Here is a 22577-nt window from a genome sequence, read left to right as displayed (position 1 = left end):
CCCGCCCGCTGCCCGCCCGCTTCCCGGTCACTTCCCGCCGGCGTCCGCCTCCCCCTGGCGCTGCGCGGGGATCCCGTACTGCTGCAGCTCGGCGTTGACCTGCCCGCCGAGGGTCATGACGTTGAGCGTCGCCGAGTTCTCGCTGGCGATCGCCTTCTCCACGCGCGCGACGAGCGTCGTGAACGCGTCCCGGTCGGACTGCCCGTGGTACGGCCCGACGCGCGCGGAGAAGTACACCCGCTCGTGCCCGAGGAGTTGCTCGGTCGACCGGTAGTTCTTCCACTGCTCGCGATAGCGGTACACGCTCTCCAGCGACACCGAGGCCACCACGACCAGGCTGAGCACGGTCGCGGTGATCCGCGCGAACCCCAGGTCCAGGTTCACGAGCACGGGCACGAGCGCGCCCCCGACCACGGAGACGGTCCGCATCCGCAGATGCATCGCCTTCATCCTGGTCGCCTTGCGGTCGTACCACTCCTGATACTGCGCGAGCCGTTCGTCGATGTACGTTTGCGCGGTCATCCCACTGCTGGGCGCCTGCAGTTCGGGCGCGTCCCCCACGTCTTCCATGCGCGGAGTACACCGCCCGGCTCGCGAACACGTCAAGCCGTCAAGACCGCCCCGGAGTACCGAGTGCCTCGACAGGACGACTACCCCAAGGTGTCGACCAACACCTTCACGGAGCGAAGGGGGTGCGGAAGGTGGACGAGGTCGTCAACGACGCCGGATGCCTGTGGCGGGAGACCCTGACCCACGACGTGGGCATCGACGGCCAGATCGAATACGTGGACCCCGAGGGCCGGGCCACCGGGCGGCTCGTGGCCGTGCAGATCAAGTCCGGCGCTTCGTACTTCTCCTCGCGGTCCGACGGATACGTGCACTTCCGCCCCGAGCCCAAGCACCGGAACTACTGGGCCTCGTTCCCGCTCCCCGTGATCGTCGTCCTGCACCACCCGGAGGAGGACCTGACCATCTGGGCGGACGCCCGGCACCACCTCAGGTACGAAGAGACCTCCGGGATCGCGGTCCCGGAGAACCGGCGTCTCACCCCGGCCGCCGTGCTCGACGTCCTCCGCCTGGACGGCGAGCTCCCCGCCCTGGGCTTCGACCCGGTCGACCTGATGCACCGGATGGCAGCGCAGAGCAACGGGACGAAGGTGACGAGCCAGTCCTTCTTCGACCTCTTCTTCCACGGCCTGACCGACCTGGCCCACTGCCTGTACTTCGCCATGGACCTCGCCCTCGAGATCAGGAGCGCCAAGGACCTGCTCCTGGATCACGAGGACCGCTTCCTGTCCTGGGGCCCGGACGACTACGCCTTCCTCGACCGCTACATCGCCTTCCTCGTGGCGCACGATCTGGTCCGGCTGGACTTCGACAACTGGCGCCGGAGCACGGAGGACGGGCTGGTCGGTGTCTTCCTCGCGCCCCTGACCCGCAAGGGCCGCGACCTGGTCAGAACGGCCGCCGAACTCGACAAGGCGTTCTTCCCGCCCGAGCAGGGCCCACGGCGCAGTCTCGTCGAGGAACGACCGGTTCACATGCCCTTCACGGACGCGGGCGAGCGCCTCCTCCACATCGAACGCTTCAAGGAGACCCTCCGCCACCAGCCCCGCTGACCAGGCCCACTGACCAGGCCGTGGAACCCGCCGCAGAACACACGAAAGCCCCCGGCGATCGGCGCCGTCCGCGTCGTCTACGTGCCCGTGCGCGCCGACGGTGATCGGAGTGGCCGCTCATCCGCCAAACGTGAGACGCGTGAGCTTCATGAGGTGTCAGTGGCGCTTGGTACGTTCTGAACGCCCTACTCGGAGGTCCCCCAGCCTCCTGGAAGTCTGATTTTTCGTGCGCACTTGACCCGTAGCGGCCTATGTCGTCGGAGTCATTTCGCGTGCCGGGAACCACACTTGGAGGAACTTGATGAGCAGCGGCATACGGAGACGCCTCCTGGCACGATCCGCAGGCATCATCGCGGCAGTCGCCTTGGCGATCACAGCTACACCGCTGGCGGGCACCGCACAGGCTGACAGCGCGGTGTCAGGCTCGTTCAGCTTCAGCGGCGAGCCGGGCGAGCCCATATCGGGTGGCCAGTCATACGCGTACACGGCCGGCGCGGTCCAGCTGTTCGACGTCGAGGCCGGCAGCAACGAGCAAGGCCTGACCGTCGCGGTGGACGCGGCCGAGGGGACGCTCTGGCGTCTCCTGATCTCGGCCCCGGAAGGTCAGAAGCTGACCGCGGGAACCACCTACACCGGGGCCAAGAAGTGGCCCTACATCCAGCCGGGCGACCCGGGGCTGGAGTTCTCGGGGATCGACAACGGGACGGAGAAGTGGTGCAGCACGCCCACTTCCGGCTCCTTCACCATCGAGAACATCGCGTTCGGGCCGTACGGCTACGTGAGCGAACTCGACGCCACCTTCGAGCAGTACTGCAACGGAACCGCACTGCGCGGTGAGGTGCACGCGGTCATGCCCGAGGCGCCGGAAGAGCTCGCCATCGGCGTGAACCTCGCCGCGACGGGGACGGTCGACACCCAGACCGGCGTTATCACTGTGGGTGGCGACGTGACGTGCAACAAGCCCGCCCGGTTCACCTTCAGAGCCAGCGCCTATCAGATCCAGAAGCACGCCACGGCGTCCGGGGTGAACGGCGAGGACGCCTTCTTCGTCGACTGCACACCGGGAGCCCCGGTGCCGTGGACGGTCTCCTTCCCGAGCAACCTCGAACCCGATGCCGCGTTCAAGCCTGGTGCTGCGGTACTCCGAGCTCGGGGGGAAGCGCCTGACAGGGACTACCCGGTGACCCAGTACACCGGGGACCTGAGCAGGGACATCACGCTCGTGAAGTCCTGATCCACCGCGGGCCCGGCGTAGCAGCCGGGCCCGCATCATGAGCAGCGTCCAGAAGGGGGGGGTTCGGTGCCGTCGCCACTCTGCGTCTCGGCAGCCCATGGCCGGGGCTGGTGCTCGACGTCGTCGGCGACACCGGTGTCCCGGGTTGCACCGAACAACGCCTTATCGCCGCTCGCATCGACGCCCAGATCGGGAAGGTCCGGCCTGCCGAACCCGGCGAGGCATCCGACACGGCGCCTCTCCCCCACCCCGCGGCCGAGGAAAGAACAAGGCCCAGGCTCCCGGTTCAGTACCGGTGACCTGGGCCTTTGTCTATCTACCTGCTGGTGGGCGCGGACGGTTTCGAACCGCCGACATCTGCTTTGTAAGTTCGCCCGATGACGGTTGGGCACCGTGGCGACCCTGGCGATGGCTGCCGCCCGCGGTCCTGCGGGACTGCCTCCGTACACCGACGTTGATGTCAGCAGTGGATGTCAGATCACGGATTCAGCATCTGCTCGTCAGCCGCCCTACGCGGTCGGGCGATGCCTTCCGCGGCACGCCTGTCAGCTGCATGCTTCCGCTCGATGGAGGCCCTCAGCTCCGCAGGGGTCGGCCATGGCGCACGCCGGTGGATCATACGGTGACAGTTGGCACATATGAGGGCTAGATCGCTGAGCTTGGTCCGCCCCTCGCCTGCTTCGTGCAACGGCACGACGTGATGGCACTCGATGTACCCAGCACCGCGGTCGCCGTAGACCTCCTCGAAGTCGAACCCACACGCCTCACACGCCAGCCGCCCACCGCGCTGAATCACAGAAGCGATCTTCTTCTTCCGCAGGCTCTTGTTCCGCTCGCGGGCCTGGTGCCGGCGCATGAGGAGCCGTCCCTCAGGAGCGCTGTAGTCGTCAAACTCCTCGTCCTCGGTCGGCGCAAGGCTCTGCAGCTCGCCGGCCGCAATGCCCTGCCGAATGAGCCGAGCAACTTCGGTCATCTCGTCGGGCCGGGCAAGGAACTCCACCAGCACCGCCACGTCGAGGGACCCGCCGTTGGTGGGCTTGCCCTGGTACTCGGGATGTCGCGTGGCGATGTCGAAGGTCTTGCGCGCCACTCCGTTGGGGTTACGGAACTTCTCGTTGCGCTCCGCCTCGGCGTGGATGGGAAGCAGCTGGAGCAGGCCGGACAGCTCGACCACCCTGGCGTCCTGAGCGTCCAGCCCCTTCCAGCCGTTCTCCATCACGAGCTGACAGGCAAGGATGATCTCGTCCCGGGCCCAGTCAGGATTCTTGACGGCCTTGACCTGAAAGCCCGCCCGCTTCAGCCACGCCGCGGCGTGCTCCTTGCCTCCGCTGAACTCATCAGGTCTGAGGGCTCGCCCCTGCTCCCACTGATGCGCCACGCCCGCTATGGCCTTGGAGTCGTACTCCCGCCCGTCGTGCACCACAACGTACGAGCGAGCCTCGCCAAAGCCGTACTTCGCCAGGAACGCAGCCTGTCCCAACTCGTCGTACTCCGCGATGGCCTTGAGCACGGCTGCTTGTGTGATCGCTCCTCTGCGCATGGCGGCAGCGTACGGCCCATCACTGATGGTTATCTGCCTCCCGACGCAACAATGCGGGGCACCGCGCGCCCGGGCACGCGCCGGATGCCCTCCGGCACAGGCGTTCGTACGCGCCGAGCACATCCTCTGGTACCTGCTGGCTAATTATGAAGCCCTGTTCCGGGTAGATCAGCAGCCGCTGCAAGGCGCCGACAAGCATGTCGATCACCAGGCGAGCGTCACCGATGGCGTCGACGTAGTCCTGAAGCGTCATCGGGCTTGAAGCGCTGACGATCTCGACCTCGGGCCACAGCTTCCGAGCCGTGGCGTACGCCCGCCGTTCCTCGTAAGGCTTGCTGATCAGCAGAACGGAGGTCACATCGATGCCGGCTTCTGCCAGCAGGTCCCGAGAGAAGCGAATGTTCTCACCCGTGTTTCGGGCGCGTGGCTCCACCAGTACGGCCGAGCTAGGGACACCGAGCTCGAGCGCCCTCTCCTGGTAGTGGACCGCCTCAGGCTGCCGTCTATGTCCTTCAGCCCGACGGCACGCGGGCCCGGAAGTTCGCCTACGGCAAGACCTGGGCTGAGTGCGACGCCAAGCGCCGCGCGCTCCTCGACAAGGTCGACAACGGCGTTCCCGTCCCGACCCGTTCGATGAAGCTGTCCGAGTGGCTGCCGTACTGGCCCGACAACATCGTCAAGCCTCGCCGCAAGAAGACCACTGCGGCCAAGTACGAGGGGCACGTCCGGCTTCACCTCGTCCCGATGGTCGTTCCAAGCGGCTGGAATCCCTCAGCGTCGCCGACGTCCGACGCTTCCTTGTCCAGCTGGAGAAGCAGACCAGCGCCGCCACGGCCAAGGAATTCGCACCGAGTTCTGCGCACGGCCCTCACTTCGGCTTGTCGGGAGGAGCTCGTGAGCCGGAACGTCGCGACGCTCGTCGAGACGCCGACCGTCGCCGCGCGGGAGCTCTCCCCATGGTCGCTGGACGAGACCGTCGACTTCCTCGCCGCCGCCCGGAAGGACCCGCTGTACGCAGCCTTCCTCCTCGCCATCGCCCTCAACTTCCGCCGCGGAGAGGTCGTCGGTCTCTGTTGGGAGAACGTCGACCTCGACAAGCGAGAGATCCGGGTCAGGACGCAGCGTCAGCGGGTCGCCGGGGAGGTATACGAAGACGACCCCAAGGGACGCCGACGCAAGCAGACGCTCCCGCTTCCCGCGATCTGCGTCGCGCCTCTTCGGTGGCAGCGTCTCAAGCAGGCCGCCGCCCGCGAGCGTGCGGGGGCGAAGTGGACCGACACCGGGTACGTCTTCACGACACGCACCGGGCAGCCCATCGAGCCGCGCAACCTCTACCGCTCGTTCACCCGCGTCGCGAAGAACGCCGATCTCCGGGTGATCCGGCTGCACGATGCGCGGCACGGTACGGCGACGCTCCTCACCGCCGCCGGCGTCCCGCCCCGGGTCGTGATGGAGATCCTGGGGCACAGCCAGATCGCCGTGCCGATGAACGTCTACACCCACGTCGTCCAGGACACGCAGCGCGAGGCCGTGAGTCACATGGATCGGCTGCTCAGGAGCCGTCCCCAGTCGTGATCGATCGTCCCCGTTGATGTCAAAAGTGGATGTCACAGGCCCCTCGCCATGATCGGCGAGGGGCCTTTTCCCTGGTGGGCGCGGACGGTTTCGAACCGCCGACATCTGCTTTGTAAGCCTGGCGCCGATCACACAGCGGTCTTGGCTGGTCAACGAGCTTATTGCGGCCCTGCGCGCCCCACGCTTGTCTGCACCGCCGCGGACCCCAATTAACCGTGGCTGTCTGCTCGATCTGGCACGGATGGCACGGGCCCTGGTACCGGCACCTGCCTTGTAACTTCGCCCAATAGCCCTCGTACCTGGAACCCGCCACCCAACCATGTCTGGCCAAGCCGCCTCCGACCGCCCCCATCCCCCGCTGTTGATGTCAGCTGTGAATGTCAGGCGCCGGGGTCCCGCCGGAGCCTCAGGATCTCTCCTGCGACCGCTCTAGACGCCCCTTGCCCGTCCCGACTGCTACGAACGGGCATGAAGCTCGTGGAGAGAGGTGACCTGCCCGATCCAGAACTCCAGTTTCGCCATCGTGGAGGAGCCCTTAGGAAGAAGGTTGAGCTGCTGAGCAAGTGCATAGAAACCGGGTCCGGCATCGTTCGCACCGAGGTAGTGCACCAGGGCAGAGATCATGAGCCTGCTGCCTGGGTAGTCACGCGCGACGATCAGTCCGAGCAGGTGGCCCATAGCAGCGCGCTCGTCCACCCGATCGAAAGCGAAACCAGGCAGTCCAGTCCGCCGAACCAGTACAGAGTTCAGCTCCGTGTAGGTCGTGACCTTGCGGAGCTGCGCCCGCTCAACGAGGAACTTCAAGCCGGCATCGGTCAACTGGTCCCATGCCTCATCGCTCCGGCCGTACATCACCCACCCCCTGCGCTCGCGGTCCAGGTGCCTGAGTATGCCGAACAGAGCAACCTGGCGGAGCAGCTTGGAGCCCACATGGCTCCGGAGGGCGTGCACACAGTGCACATTGCAGCAGGCCAGAGGGGAAGTGTTCGCCTTGCGGCCGCCAATTATCCATGGATAGGCCACGAGAGGCGTCTCGCCAACCAAGCCTTCCCGCCTGACCTTGTGAGAAAAGCAGTAGGCGACCTGCGCGAGCGCTGACATGATTGTCTGTTCGCCTCATGGCGTCCCCTGGTGACCCAGGCCCGTTCACTGTCCCGAGAGGCTCTCTGATGCCCCCCGCTTACACCCCTCTGTACAGGGCTGCCCATGACTTGGTCTCAACGGTGCTTGGTGAGCTCGCTGCCATGGGAGATGAGCCACGCTTCGTCGCGCACCGGGACCACCGTAGATGGAAGCGATGCCAGCAGGAGGTGTTCCTGGTGGATGAGCAGGAGCTGTGGTCTCAGCCGGCTCTACTCTCATCCCGGGACTGGTGGTACCGCCTTCCTGAGTACGAGGCACTTCATAGGGTGATTCAGGATCACGAGCTGCTGCGTACACGTGTGGACACCATGGTGGGCTCTCCCTCCAGCCTTGTTGCCCGCAGACTCGACATAGTTGTGGTCCAGTACTTGCTGACTCCCGTGATCGAGGCGGTGCGCGCCTACCGCCTCGACGATGACGCCTTCGAGAGCGCATACGCTGCAATGGAAGCAGGACTGTTCGCCGAGAACGTGCGGCTGGTCGAGTACGTACCTCTCCTCGGGTTTGATATGTCCCATTCTCTGGCCGGTGTTGGGCTGCCGGACGGCCTAGCCGTGAGGCCGATGAGTGATGTGGAGCTGTCAGAGGCCGTGAGAGTGATGGGCATCCCTATCGGCCAGTTCACGAGTACCAACTCCCTGATGCTCTCGCGACTCCATCAGAACGCTCTCGTGCTCGAACGAGACCTCCCTGTGCACAGTGGATACGGACAGCACCCGGATGCTGGGGCGCCGTCTCCATTCGATGCAGCATCTAGCCGGATGCTTCTTGCGCTGCGCATCGTGTGTGGTGGATCTGTTACGTACGGCCGCCCAATGGCGATGCAGAGCCAGGATGACTTCGACCCTCAGAGGTATGCATCATCGATGCTTACTGAGGTTCAGCATCCGGCTGACGGGCGCCCCACTCTCCTTGTGGAAGCGACCCAGGTGCAAGAATTGCATGAGGTTTATGAACTGCTCGGCGAGCCGCGGATTCAAAACCAGCGATTCTTGCGCAATGCCCTACACCGTTTGGTAATGGCTGGAGCGCGCGCCCACGCTGAGGATCGACTCATCGATTTGTGCATTACCGCCGAGTCGCTTTTCATTCATCACTCCGGGCTGCCACTGGAATACGGCAAGCAGAAGCACCTGATTGATGGAGCGAAATCTCTGCTCGCCGGCGACTCGGTATTGTCGGCCGAGGGAGAGTACATTGAGGAACTAATTCGCTGTGCCTACCGGCGCCGCAATACTGAAGTACATGGGGACGTGGCAGGGCCAGACGCCTTCCGCCGGCTTGATGGCACTACGACCAGTGATCTTCACGCACTAGTTGACGACCTCGAACGAATCCTGCGCCGCGCGGCTCACCTCTTCCTTGTCCGGGCTGCGGCGCCTGAGGACAGCCTCCTGGATTTCAGTGCTGAACCTCTTGCGGATCCCTGCTGAGGGGCGTCTCGTCGACGTTCCGTCGGGTTGCAGGCGATCTGCGGCCTTACCGCGAGTCCACCGTCGACACCTTCTTCGTAAGGGCTAGCCCCGCTCGGGATAGCCCGGGGCGTTGCCGGTCATGCTGACCGAATCGTTAGAGGGGTGGGCCGGGCACGATTTGAGCGTCCCGGCCGTCGTGGTAGTCAGACTGCAATGAACAGCTGCGGGAGCTCGGCCAGCTGGTCGACGGTGTCCTCGTACTGACGAGCGGCGAGCAGATCTAGAAGGTGTGGAGCGATCTCGTCGCTCGCCCCCCTGAGGCATAAGACCTATGTGCGCCAGGGCGCTGCGAAAGGCCTCGGCATGCGCCGCGTCGACTGGGCGGCCTCGCCTCCAGTTCTCTAGCATCCCAGCGGAAACCTCACCGCGATAGAGCATGCTCCCGACGACGAATCGTCCGGCTGTGAAGAATCTCCAACCTCCAGCGTTCTTTCCTCCGAGACGGAGGGTGTCCCCGGCCTCCGGATCCGACCACGGGGTGTGAGCCGTTCCGTCGATGATCCTGGCTGTGACGTACAAATCTGCCAGGGGATGTGAGTGGTAGCCAGCGCCGGGCAGCTGCACTGCGGAACGGCGGAGTTGATCCCCGTTCTGCCAAACGACGTGTAGGTGCTCAGGGTCACCGCCGCATTTGTCCGGGTGATAGTTGACGATGCCCCAGGGGGCGCCCTTGAGGGTGCCCTCATCAGTTATGAGGGCTTCCTCCTTCAGCTGCCGGAAGACGGCAAGGGTGACTTGCTTCTTGCCAATGGTCAGGGCCTGGACCTGGATGGTGGCAGTGGTGACCGTGGCGTTCTGCGGCGTCAGGTGGTTGGTCACCTGGGCTCCTTCGTGGGTCTGGGCAGGGTGAGCTGCTGGGAGCGATGACGGATGACGTCCGTGGTGCGCTGCTGAAACGCCAGGGCGACCCCCGATCCACGCAGGGTTCCAAGGGCGGCTATGGCGCTGGCGATGATGCACTCCCACACCTCAAGCTGATCACGCTTCGCCGCCATCGGTGGGCAGCTTGCTTAACTTCGCTGTCAACTTGGCGATGTCCGCCGGTGTATCGCTGGATGCCGGGGACGTGACCTCCTGATCCGTAGCTCTAGCGGGACGATCAACGGGGGCCACACCGGCCGCTCTGGGGCCCCGGAGGGACGCTGCCGGACGGGGATGGATGCTGAGGTTGCGGCACCTGTGCTGTATCCCAACCGATGCTCCTGAACTGCCGACGTAGAAGCTGCTACTCACTAGCATTGCCCGCATGGGCCACGAAGCACATGAGGTGAAGGCAGGATCATCGGCTGAGGCTGGCGTCAAAGCGACCACCGGTGTGATCGTCGCGGCAGTTGGGGCGTTCAATCCGGTAGCCGGCATGGCCCTTGGAGCCCTGAAGGAATTCGCCGACACCCCGATCCTGCAACTCATTGAGCGAGAGCGTGCGCGTCGCGAGGAGCGAGCGGCACGAGCGCTCCAAGCAGGCTCGGAGGAGTCCCAGCGGTCTCTAGATCGCCTTGTTCAAACTATCGAGACCAGCCCGGAACTGCTGGCCTTGATGTCGGAAACCGTACAGGCAGCTATGGAGACACCCCTCACAGAGAAGATCGTTGCCCTCGGCAGATGTCTGGGACGTGGGGTGCGCGATGAAGCCTCGGTCGACGCAGAGCGACTCCGTGTGCGTGGCCTCGCAGGAATCGAGTCCCCTGAGGTCAAACTCCTCGAAGTCCTCGCCAAGGAGACACATCCGACCCCGGAAGGCTGGTACCAGGAGCGCTTTCCAGGGTGGAGGCGTCCAGAGATCCTCACCGAACTCCCCGGGTTCACCAACGTACTGGATGCATCGATCGCTCGTCTCGCCGCAGAAGGGATCATTACCGACGACGGTGTGGGCAGATTGCCTATGAGTGATGACGATCCACGCGAGATGTGGATCCTTACGAACTTCGGAAGGGATTGCCTCTCCCTGCTCCGAGCGGTCTCCCCGGGAACCTCGTTGCCGAGCTCTTCCCCCAATGAGTCGCCGCGAGGCCGTGACACCCACTAACGACTGACAGGAACTTCGTAGACGATCTCGCACAGCGCTGCGGGCACGATGATGTCTGCCGTCTCCACGGGTCGCCCTTCGTCGCTGTAGTACGTCCGTCGAATGTGCGTGACGAGAGCGGCCTTCTGGGCACCCAGGAGCGATGCCTCCTCGACTGTCGCCTGGCGCGGTTCTGGCTGCTCGACGGCGTGACTGACCGTGACCCCGATCTCCGCCATCCGGTTCACGACACCCGCCCCGGCGTGCGGCCCGCCCTCGGGAAGGAGGACCAGAGTCCTGCCGGTGAGGTCGTAAGGCTCCCAGCTCGTCGACAACTGCACGGGCCGACCGTCGGCAAGGAACTCGTACACCGTGCGGACGCACAGGTCGCCCTCGGCGATGCCGAGCCGTGCGGCGATCTCCGCCGGCGCCGGAACCCTGGCCCTCGCTGGCGGAAGTCCTGGCCACTCATCTCGATGTCTACGCCGAGCCGGGTCGGACCGGGCTGGTCTTCACCGGAGCCCGCGGTGGGCAGCTACGCCGGAACAACTTCCGCCGGCTGTGGTTGAGGGCGCTGAAGACCGCCGGCCTCCGAGACGTCCACTTCCACGATCTGCGCCACACCGGGAACACCCTCGCCGCGACCGGCGGCGCCACGACGCGGGAGCTGATGCAGCGGATGGGGCACTCGTCAGTGCGGGCCGCGTTGATCTATCAGCACCTGGTGAACGGTCGTGACCAGGCCATCGCCGCCCACGTCGACGAGCAGATCAGGAAGGTCCGGCCGAGAGAGCCCGGCGAGGCATCTGGCACGTAACTGGCACGACGCCCCTCCCTCGCCTCCCCGGCCAGGTAACGAACAAGGCCCAGGCTCCCGGTTCGGTACCGGTGACCTGGGCCTTTGTCTATCTACCTGCTGGTGGGCGCGGACGGTTTCGAACCGCCGACATCTGCTTTGTAAGAGCAGCGCTCTACCCCTGAGCTACGCACCCGTGGAAGGAAGCAACAGCGTACATGGCCGACCGGTGGGGACCGCAAACCGATCGGGCGGGGGCGGGGCGGTGAACCGGTGGAGGCGTGTCTTCGTCTGTAGCGGGTGGGAGAATGGACCGACCGGGCAGGCGGCGGAGACAGCACGGGGAGAGGGATCGTGGCGGCGAGCGACGGCAGGGGCAGGGCGACGTCCGGGATCACCAGCACGCTCCGGGTTTCCCTCGCGCTCCCGCTGCTGGTCGCCGCGCTGCTGCCGCACGCGTTCGCCGGCGGCGGGGGCGGCGGGCGGCGGTGGTTCGGGGGGCGCGACGAGAGCCGGCGGGCGGAGGCGCAGGCGGCCAAGGACGCCGCCGCGGCCGCGTTCTACGAGCTGGACACCGCCCAGCGCGGGCTGAGGATCTCCATCGAGACGATCTCCGCCGTGGACGACTCCGCTGACGCCCGCCGCGCCGTCGAGGGCTTCGCGGCGCTCGGGCGGCGGATCGACGAGGTCAGTCATACGTACATCACCGCTGTCGACGCGCACGATCTCGATCGCGTCGAACTGGACGCCGCCACCGCCGGGCGGGCGCGGACGGAGCTGGAGCGGGCCAAGGCCGAGCTCGTACGGGTCAAGGAGGAGCTGGACCGGTTCGAGCAGGGGTTGGCGCCGCTGCTCGGCCGGGCCGAGACCCAGCTCGCCCGGCTCGCGCCCGCCGTCGAGCGGGCCCGGCAGGCGCTCCGCGGCGCGAGCACCGCTCTCGACGCCACCCGCGACGCCGGGCTCCGGGCCGACGACCTCGCGAGCCGGCTCGCCGCCCTCGGGCCCGAGCTGACCAGGCTCAACGAAGGGGCCGGGCGGCACGGGGTGAGCGAGACGCTGCAGCGCGCCGACACGGTGCTCCGGGAGGCCGAGGCCGTGCGGGCCGAGGCCGAGCGGCTGCCGGAGCGGGCCGCCGAGATCGACAAGCGCCTCGTCTCCCTCCGCACCCGCGCCCAGGCCCTCGCCACCCGCGCCGCCGGCGTCGAACCGGTCCTCTCCGAACTGCGCCGCCGCTTCGCCGCCGCCTGCTGGCAGGACCTCCAGCACGTGCCCGAGCAGGCCGGCACCGCCGCCCGGCAGGCCGAGGAACGGCTCGCCGAGGCCGCCAAGGCCCGCGCCGAGCAGCGCTGGCCCGACGCCACCGCCCTGCTCTCCACCGTCCGCGCCCTCCTCAACAGCGGCGACGAGGGCGTCTCCGCGGCCGGTGACCGGCTGCGCCGCCTCAACGCCGTCGCCAAGGACCCGCAGGCCGAGATCGACCGCACCCGCTTCACCGTGCGGGACGCCCAGCGGCTCGCGATGGCCGGACGGAACACCCCCGAGCCCCGCCACGCACGGCCCCTCGACGAGGCCGTCGCCCGGCTCGACCGGGCCGTCGGCTCGCTCGACAGCGGCCGCCACCCCGACTACTGGGCCTTCCTCACCGAGCTCGAGGCCATCCGCGCGACCGCAGGCCAGGTCGTCGAGCGGATTCGCGAGGAGCGCGGCAAGCCCTGAGCGGCACGCCGTAACCTGTGGCCATGCCCCGTTACGAGTACCGCTGCCGCACCTGCGGAGACACCTTCGAGCTCAGCCGTCCGATGGCCGAGTCCTCCGACCCCGCCGCCTGCCCCGCCGGGCACGACGACACCGTCAAGCTGCTCTCCGCCGTCGCCGTGGGCGGGACCAAGGCCGCGCCCGCTTCAGGTGGCGGAGGCGGAGGCGGCTGCTGTGGTGGCGGCTGCTGCGGCTAGCGTCTGCCGGGCCTGATCCGCCGGAGGGACGCGGCCTGGGCCGGGGTCCGGTTCCACAGCCGGGAACACGCCCTAGCTGTCCAGGTACCTCAGGACCGCCAGGACCCTCTTGCTGTAGCCCTCGCTCCTCCCCGTCAGCTCCAGCTTGTCGAAGATCGCGTTGATGTGTTTCTCCACCGCGCTCTGCGACACGTGCAGCCGCGCCGCCACCGACGCGTTCGTGTGGCCCTGCGCCATCGCCGCCAAAACCTCGCCCTCCCGCGGCGTCAGCCGTGCCAGCGGGTCGGTGTGGGAGGAGCGGGCCAGCAGGCGGCGCACGACCTCCGGGTCGAAGGCGGTACGGCCCTGACCCACGCGTTCCAGTGCGTCCAGGAAGTCGTCGACCAGCGCCACCCGGTCCTTCAGCAGATAGCCGACCCCGCCGCCGGTTCCGTCGGTCAGGGTCAGCAACTCGGTCGCGTACCGCTTCTCCACGTACTGCGACAGCACCAGGACGCCCACCGCCGGGAAGCGTTCCCTGAGCTCCAGGGCCGCGCGCAGGCCCTCGTCGGTGTGGGTCGGCGGCATGCGGACGTCGGCGACGACCACGTCGGGCGGGTCCGCCTGCACGGCCGCGAGGAGTTCGACGGCCGTGCCGACGGCGGCCCGCACCTCGTGCCCCTCCTCGGCGAGGAGGCGTACGAGTCCCTCGCGCAGCAGCGTCGAGTCCTCGGCCAGGATCACGCGCACGGCAGCACCGCCCCGATCACCGTCGGTCCGCCCACCGGGCTGGCCACCGTGAAGCGCCCGTCGAGCGCCGTCACGCGGCTCGCGAGCCCCGCCAGTCCGCTGCCGCTGCCGCCGCTCCCCCGGGCTTCGGCGCCTTCCGCGCCGCCCGCGCCGTCGTCCCGTACCCGTACGTCCAACACCCCGTCCTCCCACCTCACGTGTACGTCCACGGCGCTCGCGCTCCCGCCCGCGTGCTTCACCACGTTCGTCACCGCCTCCGAGATGACGAAGTACGCGGCGGTCTCCACGGCCTTGGGCAGTGGCGGCGCGAGCGGCTCCGGCACGTCGTAGGTCAGCCGCACCGGCAACGGGCTGCGTTCCGCGACCGCTTCGAGCGCGGGACGCAGGCCGGCCCGGTCCAGGATCGCGGGGTGCACCCGCCAGGCCACCTCGCGGAGTTCGGCGAGCGCACGGTGGGTCTCCTCGTGCGCCTGGCGCAGCAGTTCGGCGGCCCGCCCGGGGTCCTGGCCGCGGCGGGCCCGGCCGATGAGCATGCCGAGGGCGACGAGCCGTTGCTGGACGCCGTCGTGGAGGTCGCGTTCGATGCGGCGGCGTTCGTCGTGGACGACGTCCATGATCTCGGCGCGGCTCGCGGCGAGTTGCGCGATCCGGGCCTCGAGCGCGTCGGCCTGGCGAGGCCCGAGCATCAGCAGCGCCGACTCTTTCTCCGTACGGACCACTTGGCGCAGACCCTGCACGGAGAGGAAGAAGAGGAGCAGCCCGCCGAGGACCACCATGCCCGGCTGGTCCAGGTCGACGAAGAGCCAGCCGAGGAGCGAGAAACCCAGGTACGCCAGGCCGGTCGCCGCGCAGCCGAGGACGACGCCGCCGAGCAGTCCGACCGGCCAGCGGGCGGCCAGGTACGCGAGGTTGCGCGGCTGCCCGTACGGCGGAACGCGCACGCCGAGCAGTCGGTCGAGCCGCCACCGCTCCACCCGGACGATCCGGTCGGCGGCCCGCGCCGCCACCCGCCGGCCGCCCGGCCCTACCGCGAGCGGCAGGAGGAGGGCGAGCCCGGCGACCGCCTCCAGGAGCGCGAAAACGGCGCCGAGGGCGAGCGCGAGCACCACGCGGGCCGCACGGGCTGCACGCGCCCCCGGTATCGGACCCGCCGGACCGGCCGCACGGCCCGGATCCGCCGGACCGGCCGTACCGGCCAGACCCGCCGCACGGCCCGCACGCGCCACACCCGCCGGACCGGCCGCACGGCCTGCTTGCGCCACACCCGCCGGACCGGCCTGACCCGCCGCACGGCCCGCACCCGCCGTCCCCGTCGCACCCCCGGCCGAGTTCTTCATGATCGTCCACGCTAGCGCGCCCCGCCGCCCCGCACCCTGCGGAAAACCGCACGGATCCCTGCGGCCCGCAGCACTCCGCCACGGCCCGCGCGTTCCTGGCGGCGACGGCATGGAGCAGGTCATCGAGTACGTCTCGGTCTACTCGAAGGCGGTGCTCGGCACGGCGTTCGCGGCCGTCCTGGGCTTCGTCGTCGTACGGGTCGTACGGGTCGTACGGGTCGTCCGGGTCGTACGGGTCGTCCGGGTCGTACGGGTCGTCCGGGTCGTCCGGGTCGTACGGGTCGTACGGGCGGTCAGGCCGGGTCCGGGAGCGCGCCGGGCGCGGGTACGCCGTTGATCCGGGGCGACGAGGACATATGGTCGTGCTCGCGCGCCGCCGCGCGGAACCTGCGGACGATCTCCTCGCCCGCCGCCACTCCCCGGTGCGGCAGGGCCGTCACGTGGGGCGCGGTCCAGCCTGAATCGGCGAGTTCGCCGTGGCCCGGGCGCCAGGCCAGGTCGGCGGCGAGCAGCAGGTCGGCGTCGAGGAGCGAGTCGCCGGCCGCCAGGGTGAGGGTGGCGCCGGTGCGGCGGGCGACCTCGCGCATGGCCGCGCTCTTCGTGAGCGGCTTCGGCACCGCGTACACCTTGCGGCCCTGCAGCGAGACGGTCCAGCCGCGCTCGCCCGCCCACTCGGTGAAGCGGTCGAGCCAGTCCTGCGGCAGCCGTTCCCGCTCGACGACGAGATAGGCGAACAGGTCCTCGGCGACGCGGTGCTTGCGCACCCAGGAGAGGTCGGTGGTGGCGGTGAGGTACGCGCGGATCTCTGCGAGCGGCGCGCAGGCGTCGGCGACCCGGCGGAGCACCTCGGCGTGCCAGTCGGGGTCGGAGACGCCGTCGACGAGGATGTGGCCGCCGTTGGCGCAGATCGCGTACTTCGGCGCCGGTGCGGGCGCCGTGGTGCCGCCGAGCAGCCGGATGCGCTGGTACTGCTTGCGGGTGCGGGTGGTCGTCGGCACGAAGACCGTCTCGCTGGCGAGCGCGCGCAGTTCGTCGGCGGCGCGCTCGGTCACGTACGAGAGCGGCTTGGCCTCGTGGACCTCCACGCACAGCAGCCGGGGCGCCTGCGGGTCGGGCATGCCGAGGGCGAGGGCGCCGCTCGAGTAGATGAGGGTGCGGTCGAGGTCGCTGGCGACGAGGACTGTCGCGGCGGCGGATGCGGCGGCGAACGTGGTGGCGGACGTGACGGCGGGCACGGCGGCGGACGTCACGGCGGGCACGGCGGCGTCTGCGGCGGCGGATGCGGTGTGCTGGGGCGAGGTCGTCACTGGGAGACCACCGCCTTGCCGTCGGCGCCGGTCGCCCCGCGCGTGTACTGGGGGTGGATCAGGCCCACGCAGCTGTACGGCAGTTCGGCGACCTCCTCGACCGGTACGCCGCGCTGTTCGGCGAGCAGCCGTACGTGGGCGAGGTCGGCGGCGCCCGCGCCCCGCTTGGCCAGGATCTTCCAGGGCACGCGGCGGAGGAGGACCCGGGTGGTCTCGCCGACGCCCGGCTTGACCAGGTTGACGTCGTGGATGCCGTACTCCTCGCTGATCCGCTCGACGGCGGCCCAGCCCTCCCAGGTGGGGGTGCGGTCGGCCGCGAGGAGTTCCTTGACGTCGGCGTCGACGGCGGCGGCGACCTCGTCGAAGCGGGCGGCGACGGCGTCGAGGAACGCACCGGAGACGTCGGCGCCGGCCAGCTCGCGGTAGAACTTGGCGCCGTGGAAGTCGTGCGGTCCGACCAGGTCGGAGCGCAGCACGGTACGCGATATCAGGCCGGAGACGGTGGAGTTGAGGCACGCGGAGGGGATGAGGAAGTCCTCGCGGGTGCCGTAGGTGCGGACGCAGGAGCCGGGGTCGGCGAGGACCGCGATCTCCGGCGAGAAGCCCGGGCCCCCTTCCCTCTCCTGATGGTCCGCGAGCGCCTCCGCGAGTTCGCGGGTGATGGCGCCCTTGCCGGTCCAGCCGTCGACGAACACGACGTCGGCCGGGTCGTGGTGCGCGGCGAGCCAGCGCAGGGCGTTGGCGTCGATGCCGCGGCCGCGCACGATGGAGACGGCGTAGTGGGGCAGGTCGAGGCCGTGGCGGGCCTGTGCCCAGCGGCGCATCAGGACGCCGACGGGGGTGCCGGCGCGGGCCAGCGAGACCAGGACGGGGCGCGGGGAACGCTCGGCGAGCACGGTCTCGGTGACGGTGCCGACGGCGCGGGCGATGCGGTCGGCCGAGGCGTCCAGGGCGGTGCGGAACAGCTCCTGGTAGCGGGCGCTCGGCTGGTACTCGACGGGCAGCGACTCGGCGTAGTGCGCGCCGCCGCTCTGGATGGCCTCTTCGCGCTCCTCGGTCGGGGCCTCCAGCTGGACGTCCGAGAGGTCCTGGAGCAGCCAGCCGACCTCCTCGGGAGCGTACGAGGAGAAGGCGGGGCCGCGGAGGGGCTCGGGCAGCATGGAGCTCCTTTCGGGAGCTTCGGGGGCCTGGTCGGGGGCGAGCGCGTCGGTGACCCGGTCGGGGGCAGCCGCGTGGGTGGCCTGGTCGAGGCCGGCCTGATCGGTGACCCGGTCGAGGACGCCCGTGCCGGTGCCCCGGTCGCGGGCGGCCGTGTCGGCGGCCCGGTCGCGGGCGGCCGCGTGGGTGGCCTGGTCGAGGGCGGCCTGATCGGTGGCCCGGTCGAGGACGCCCGTGCCGGTGCCCCGGTCGCGGGCGGCCGCGTGGGTGGCCTGGTCGAGGGCGGCGTGATCGGTGACCCGGTCGAAGAGGGCCCGGTCGGTGGGCCGGTCGGTCGTCTCGGGTATGTAGGACGGGACGACGGCGAGCACGACGTGCGGGATGTGCGCGGCGAGCCGGGCGAGGAGACCGTCCGGCGCGTGGAGCTCCGGGGTGTCGGCGACGGAGTCGACCACGGCGACGACCGCGTCGAAGCCGCCGCCCGCGACGTTGTAGGCGTAGCGCTCGCCGGGCCCGTCGGCGGGGCCGTCGTGCGCCGGGAACACCAGCCGGGTCCGTATCGCGTAGCCCGGGTCGTCGACGGCGAGGACGGGCGAGCGGGTGGTGGTCGAGTACCGCACGTCTCCCCCGGCCCGCTCGAGCGCGAGCGCGAGCCGCAGCGGGGCGTACATGAGCTCCTCGAAGCCGAGGACGAGCACGCGCCGGGCACCGCCGAGGGCCTCGGTCAGCCGCTCGGTCATGGCGGGCAGGGCGTCGTTCAGGGCCACCGCGTGGGCGGCGGTGAAGCCGTGCCTGCCGCCGTCCGGTACGGCGGCGGGCCAGCCGAGCTCGACGCGTACGGGGGTGTTCCCCGGCGTCTGCCGCGGCGGGTCCGACGGCTGGGCGCTCTGGTGGGCGGTGACGAGCGCCCGGCCCTTCGCCAGGACCTCGTCGGGGAGCCGTACGGTGCCGGTCGCACCGGCCACCAGGTCGACGCGGGCGCCGATCTCCCGGGCGAAGCTCTCGAGACGGCCCAGGTCGGCCGCCGAGCGCAGGTCGACCAGGGCGACGACCACGTACCACTCGCGGGGGTAGCGCTCGTGCAGGTCGCGGATGGTGTTGAGGACCGTGTTCCCGGTGGAGAACTCGTCGTCGACGAGGACCAGCGGGCCGTCGCCCGCGAGCAGCTTCGGGTCCTCGGGGAGGAGCAGGTGGGAGGTGGCGTGGGAGTGGGACTCCTCGAAGCCGCCGGCGCTCGCCACGCCCCGGACGGGGCGGCGGGTGGAGTGCAGGTACGGCACGAAGCCCATGCCGTCGGCCACCGAGTGGCCGAGGGCGGTGGCCGTCTCGGCGTAGCCGAGGACCACGCCGCGGGCGGCCTCCTCGCGCCCGAGGAGGTCGCGGACGCGCCTTCCCAGGGCGTAGCCGTGGCCGTGGACCACGCTCGGCCGCTGCGGCACGTGCTTGCCCAGCACGTTGGACACCAGCAGGTGGGCCCGTTTGGGGTTACGGCGCAGTGCGAGGCCGAGCAGGTCGGGCAGCGCCTCGTCGCCGATCAGTTCGACGCCCAGTCGCTCCGCGACCCAGGTTCCGGTCCACACCACGTCGTTGTCGTCCCTTCGTCGGCCGGCGCTAGCCGGCGAGTCCCGCGGTGAGCAGCTCCACGAAGCCGACGTCCTCGCGGGCGACGCCGAAGACCTCGGCGCGCCGCAGGGTCCGCTCGGCCCACGCGCGGTGGGGCTTCACCTCGTTCATCTTGTTGGTGTACGCGGAGCGGAGCACTCCGCCACCGCCTCGTTCCGGTCGCAGGATGTCCTGCGCGTCGCTGTACTCCTCGTGGCTGACCACGGACAAAGCGTGCACCGGCACCACGTGGGTGGGGTGGATGCAGGTCTTGCCGAGCAGGCCGTTGGCGCGGTCGAGCTCGATCTCGCGCAGCAGTCCGTCGAGGTCGTGCTCGATGAGCGTGGTGCGCAGGTCCTCGGCGCGGCCCTCCAGGAAGGGGCTGCGGCGCAGCTGTGGCTTGAACATGCGCTCGCCGGGGCGGAAGTACTCCCAGACGGGTCCGGTGACGGTGAAGCCGGTGCCGTCGGCGCGGCCGAGGACGTTGACGACGTCGCCGATGACGGCGGCGACGATCTGGACGTCGTAGGCGGTCATGAAGGGCGAGCGGCGCAGTCCGTAGTTGGAGCAGAAGTCGGTGACGCCGAGGCGGAGCGCGAGGATCCGCTCGCGGTACTTCCCGGTGACGGCGGCGATGCCGGCCAGGGTCTCGGCCCGGGTCTCCAGGTGGAGCAGCTCGGGCGACTCGAGGACGGGCATCGCGAAGAGCCGGCGGCCGCAGTCGCGCTCGGCGACGGCGAGCGCTTCGAGGAAGGGCCGTCCGCGGGTCTCGGTGAACTTGGGCAGTACGAATCCGGACAGCAGCCGTACCGTTTCGCCCAGCCGGGTGACGAGGTCGGTGATCTGCTGCGGTTCGCGGACCCGGATGAAGAGGAGCGGCAGGTCGTCCGCCCTGCCGACGGGCCCGTCCGGGGCCCCGTTCCCGTCCGGGGTCCCGTCCCGGTCCCCGTTGGCCGCGCCCCCTGCGGTGCCCGCCGCCAGGTCGGCGAACTGGCGGACCAGGTTGGCCTCGCCCGCCTCCACCTCGGCGTCGTCGATCGAGTCCTCGAGGCAGAGGACCATCGAGGCGACGCCGCGAGCGGCCTGCTTGCGCACGTCGTCGGCGAGCCGCGGCCGGGTGGCCGGGCTGTAGAGCGTGGCGCCGAGCGCCACGGCGAGCGTGTCCGCGGGCGAGTCCGCCGTGAACGGGACGGGCTCCTGGTGGAACAGCGCGGCTCGCGTGGCGGCCGGGATGTGCCCGAAATGACGCATGTATCTCCCCCGACTGCCTGGATGGCCCTGACGACATGTGGCCGGTAATAGTACGTAGGTGAGGGTGTCCGTAGTTCCCCGCGTGCGTGAAGTTCAGGTAACTCGTCCGCTTCCGGCCCCCCGCGTTGTCCGGAAGGTGCCCGGGCAGGGAAGATGACGGGCATGACGCACGCGATGCTGAAGGGCTCCAACGTCCCTCTCGACACCGCGGCCGTACGGGCCGTGCTCCGCTGGACGCCGGGATCCGGGGTGCCCGACGTGGACGCCTCGGCCCTGCTGGTCGGCCCGGACGGGCGCGTGCGGTCCGACGAGGACTTCGTCTTCTACAACCAGCCACGGCACCCCTCGGGCCTGGTCCGCCATCTGGCGAAGCAGCGCGGCCCCGAGGGGCTGACGGACACGCTGGAGGCCGACCTCGGCCGGCTCGACTCCGCGGTCGACCAGGTGGTGATCGCCGCGTCCTCGGACGGCGGCACCTTCCGTGCCGTCTCCGACCTGCGGATCCTGCTGTACGACGCGGCGCCGGGCGCGGGCGGCGATCCGCTCGCGGTGTTCGACGTGTCGGCGGAGACCGGCGAGGAGACGGCGATCATCTGCGGCGAGCTGTACCGACGCGGTGAGGGCTGGAAGTTCCGCGCGGTCGGGCAGGGCTATCCGACCGGTCTGGTCGGGCTCGCCACCGACTTCGGCGTGTCGGTCGACGACGGGGCGGAGGGCGGTCCCTCCGTAGAGTCCGCGGCGGACCCGGCCGCCGCTTCCGGCGCCGACGCGTCCCAGGCCGGCTCCGCGGGCACCGGCACCGCCTCCGGCCGGGACAGGCCCCAGGACGCCGCCCACGACCCGGACGCCACGGTCGTCCGTGCCCCCGCCGTGCCCTCCACGCCTCCGCCGCCGCCCGTGCCTCCGCAGCCCACGGCGCCTCCGGCACCCGCCTACGGCTATCCGCAGCCGACCGGCGCACCGGCCGCCGCTCCCGCGTACGGCTACCCGCACGCGGCCCCGGAGTTCCGGATGCCGCCGATGGGCCCGCAGTTCGCCAGGCCCTGACGCGGGCACCGGCCTGAGCGCGGGCGGGGCGGGGGCGGGGCCTCGGTTCAGGTCTTGGACTTGTAGCCGCGGCCCCACTGCAGGCCCCAGCCGTACAGCCGGTCCAGTTCGGCCTGGAAGCCGTACACGAACCGCACCTCGCGGCGGACCATCAGCTCGCCCTTGACGTTGTCGACGGTGAAGACGGCGCAGGAGCGGGCCTGCGGGGCGTCCTCGTCGAGCTCGATCTCGATGCGCGGGCCGTTGCTCGGGTAGAGCGTGACCTTGGCGTGGGTGCGGTCGAAGGCCGGCGTCTGGTCGTAGATGTAGACGAAGAACAGCAGGCGCTTGATCGCGTCCCGGTGGTCGAGGTTGACGAAGATCGTCTCGCCGGAGCCCGAGCCGAACCGGTCGTCGCCGCTGAGCTTCACGTACGGCGGCTCGTTCAGCTCGCCGTAGAAGCCGCCGAGCGGCTGCACGACGCCCCGGCTGCCGTCGGCGAGTTCGTACAGGCAGCCCAGGTCGAGGTCGACGTTGACCATGCCCTGGGTGTGGGCCCGGACCTCCTCGGGCTTGAAGAGCCTGGAGGGGTGGCGGAGCAGACTGCCGGACTGGCGGCGGCGGTCCTCGATGTCGGAGGTGCGCATCCGCCAGGAGAGGTTGACCCGGAGGTTGCCGGTGGCGGCGCCCTGCTTGGTGAGGGAGACCGTCGGGCGGCGTCTGGTCAGGTCGATGGAGCCGCCGGCGTCGCCGGAGTCGAACGGCTCTCCCCGTCCCGGAAAGAGATTGTCGAAGAAGCCCACGGCTCCGCACCCCCCACGCTCGGTC

General features: G+C 69.7%; 18 protein-coding genes, 1 tRNA gene and 3 pseudogenes. 10 read left to right on the top strand and 12 right to left on the bottom strand.

The features are described from left to right. Positions 1–27: 27 nt before the first annotated feature. Positions 28–570 (bottom strand): DUF4231 domain-containing protein, encoded by a 543-nt coding sequence (locus ACFY8W_RS13800; RefSeq protein ID WP_391104292.1) that lies wholly within the window; start codon positions 568–570, stop codon positions 28–30. A 122-nt stretch (positions 571–692) separates the two neighbouring features. Between ACFY8W_RS13800 and ACFY8W_RS13795 the strand changes: the two genes are divergently transcribed. Together ACFY8W_RS13795 and ACFY8W_RS13790 are read left to right on the top strand one after the other, a co-directional pair. After that, a complete protein-coding gene (locus tag ACFY8W_RS13795; protein ID WP_391104289.1) occupies positions 693–1619 on the top strand; it encodes a DUF4365 domain-containing protein in 927 nt (308 codons plus the stop codon). Between the two features lie 301 nt (positions 1620–1920). Then, a complete protein-coding gene (locus tag ACFY8W_RS13790) occupies positions 1921–2853 on the top strand; it encodes a hypothetical protein (protein WP_391105518.1) in 933 nt (310 codons plus the stop codon). 478 nt (positions 2854–3331) lie between these two features. Here the strand turns inward: ACFY8W_RS13790 and ACFY8W_RS13785 are convergent, their stop codons facing one another. Beyond that, positions 3332–4393 (bottom strand): HNH endonuclease, encoded by a 1062-nt coding sequence (locus tag ACFY8W_RS13785; protein WP_391104287.1) that lies wholly within the window; start codon positions 4391–4393, stop codon positions 3332–3334. Positions 4394–4412: 19 nt separating this feature from the next. Continuing rightward, positions 4413–4886, bottom strand: a pseudogene (locus ACFY8W_RS13780) (YdcF family protein); the annotation flags it as partial. On the opposite strand from ACFY8W_RS13780, the pseudogene xerC reads away from it, so the two are divergent. Beyond that, positions 4877–5968, top strand: a pseudogene (xerC, locus tag ACFY8W_RS13775) (tyrosine recombinase XerC); the annotation flags it as partial. The pseudogenes ACFY8W_RS13780 and xerC sit on opposite strands and share 10 nt — an antisense overlap. A gap of 456 nt (positions 5969–6424) precedes the next feature. Here xerC and ACFY8W_RS13770 read toward each other — a convergent pair. After that, positions 6425–7069 carry a hypothetical protein gene (locus ACFY8W_RS13770; protein ID WP_391104284.1) on the bottom strand — a complete coding sequence of 215 codons (645 nt, stop codon included), beginning with the start codon at positions 7067–7069 and terminating at the stop codon, positions 6425–6427. 218 nt (positions 7070–7287) lie between these two features. On the opposite strand from ACFY8W_RS13770, the gene ACFY8W_RS13765 reads away from it, so the two are divergent. Both ACFY8W_RS13765 and ACFY8W_RS13760 read left to right on the top strand, forming a co-directional pair. Continuing rightward, positions 7288–8544, top strand: coding sequence for a hypothetical protein (locus ACFY8W_RS13765; protein WP_391104281.1), 1257 nt, complete (start codon positions 7288–7290; stop codon positions 8542–8544). A 1288-nt stretch (positions 8545–9832) separates the two neighbouring features. Further along, positions 9833–10612, top strand: coding sequence for a hypothetical protein (locus ACFY8W_RS13760; RefSeq protein WP_391104278.1), 780 nt, complete (start codon positions 9833–9835; stop codon positions 10610–10612). Here the strand turns inward: ACFY8W_RS13760 and ACFY8W_RS13755 are convergent. Continuing rightward, positions 10609–11034: pseudogene (locus ACFY8W_RS13755) on the bottom strand (UTRA domain-containing protein); the annotation flags it as partial. The gene ACFY8W_RS13760 and the pseudogene ACFY8W_RS13755 sit on opposite strands and share 4 nt — an antisense overlap. On the opposite strand from ACFY8W_RS13755, the gene ACFY8W_RS13750 reads away from it, so the two are divergent. After that, a complete protein-coding gene (locus ACFY8W_RS13750; RefSeq protein WP_391104275.1) occupies positions 11001–11408 on the top strand; it encodes a tyrosine-type recombinase/integrase in 408 nt (135 codons plus the stop codon). The pseudogene ACFY8W_RS13755 and the gene ACFY8W_RS13750 sit on opposite strands and share 34 nt — an antisense overlap. A 100-nt stretch (positions 11409–11508) precedes the next feature. On the opposite strand, the gene ACFY8W_RS13745 is transcribed toward ACFY8W_RS13750, so the two are convergent. Next, a tRNA-Val gene (locus ACFY8W_RS13745) sits at positions 11509–11583 on the bottom strand. A 197-nt stretch (positions 11584–11780) separates the two neighbouring features. Between ACFY8W_RS13745 and ACFY8W_RS13740 the strand changes: the two genes are divergently transcribed. Further along, positions 11781–13103 (top strand): hypothetical protein, encoded by a 1323-nt coding sequence (locus ACFY8W_RS13740; protein ID WP_391105516.1) that lies wholly within the window; start codon positions 11781–11783, stop codon positions 13101–13103. A gap of 23 nt (positions 13104–13126) precedes the next feature. Continuing rightward, entirely contained in the window at positions 13127–13339 is a 213-nt protein-coding gene (locus ACFY8W_RS13735) for an FmdB family zinc ribbon protein (RefSeq protein WP_391104273.1), read from the top strand. A 72-nt stretch (positions 13340–13411) separates the two neighbouring features. On the opposite strand, the gene ACFY8W_RS13730 is transcribed toward ACFY8W_RS13735, so the two are convergent. Then, the gene (locus ACFY8W_RS13730; RefSeq protein ID WP_391104270.1) at positions 13412–14068 is read right to left on the bottom strand and encodes a response regulator; all 657 of its coding nucleotides are present in this window, start codon (positions 14066–14068) and stop codon (positions 13412–13414) included. After that, positions 14059–15177: a histidine kinase gene (locus ACFY8W_RS13725; RefSeq protein WP_391104267.1), complete on the bottom strand. Its 1119-nt coding sequence runs from the start codon at positions 15175–15177 to the stop codon at positions 14059–14061. Before ACFY8W_RS13725 ends, ACFY8W_RS13730 begins: the two co-directional genes overlap by 10 nt. Positions 15178–15514: 337 nt before the next feature. Here ACFY8W_RS13725 and ACFY8W_RS13720 point away from each other — a divergent pair, with 337 nt between their 5' ends. Further along, on the top strand, positions 15515–15742 hold the full coding sequence (locus ACFY8W_RS13720) for a hypothetical protein (RefSeq protein WP_391104264.1): 228 nt from the start codon (positions 15515–15517) through the stop codon (positions 15740–15742). Here the strand turns inward: ACFY8W_RS13720 and ACFY8W_RS13715 are convergent. From ACFY8W_RS13715 to ACFY8W_RS13705, 3 genes are all read right to left on the bottom strand, one after another. Continuing rightward, positions 15699–16640 carry an HAD family hydrolase gene (locus ACFY8W_RS13715; protein ID WP_391105514.1) on the bottom strand — a complete coding sequence of 314 codons (942 nt, stop codon included), beginning with the start codon at positions 16638–16640 and terminating at the stop codon, positions 15699–15701. The two genes, ACFY8W_RS13720 and ACFY8W_RS13715, sit on opposite strands and share 44 nt — an antisense overlap. A gap of 68 nt (positions 16641–16708) precedes the next feature. Next, positions 16709–19453 (bottom strand): phosphoribosyltransferase domain-containing protein, encoded by a 2745-nt coding sequence (locus ACFY8W_RS13710; protein WP_391104261.1) that lies wholly within the window; start codon positions 19451–19453, stop codon positions 16709–16711. A gap of 28 nt (positions 19454–19481) precedes the next feature. Further along, positions 19482–20723, bottom strand: a complete 1242-nt coding sequence (locus ACFY8W_RS13705) for an HpcH/HpaI aldolase/citrate lyase family protein (RefSeq protein WP_391104259.1) — start codon at positions 20721–20723, stop codon at positions 19482–19484. Between the two features lie 153 nt (positions 20724–20876). Here ACFY8W_RS13705 and ACFY8W_RS13700 point away from each other — a divergent pair, with 153 nt between their 5' ends. Beyond that, positions 20877–21770, top strand: coding sequence for a TerD family protein (locus tag ACFY8W_RS13700; protein WP_391104256.1), 894 nt, complete (start codon positions 20877–20879; stop codon positions 21768–21770). Between the two features lie 47 nt (positions 21771–21817). Here the strand turns inward: ACFY8W_RS13700 and ACFY8W_RS13695 are convergent, their stop codons facing one another. Then, on the bottom strand, positions 21818–22552 hold the full coding sequence (locus ACFY8W_RS13695) for a Tellurium resistance (RefSeq protein WP_391104253.1): 735 nt from the start codon (positions 22550–22552) through the stop codon (positions 21818–21820). Positions 22553–22577 lie beyond the last annotated feature (25 nt).

The organism is Streptomyces sp. NPDC012637 (assembly GCF_042954805.1).
GTDB lineage: Bacteria > Actinomycetota > Actinomycetes > Streptomycetales > Streptomycetaceae > Streptomyces.
Note: the sequence above shows the minus strand (reverse complement) of the source record. Positions and strands in the feature narration are given on the sequence as shown.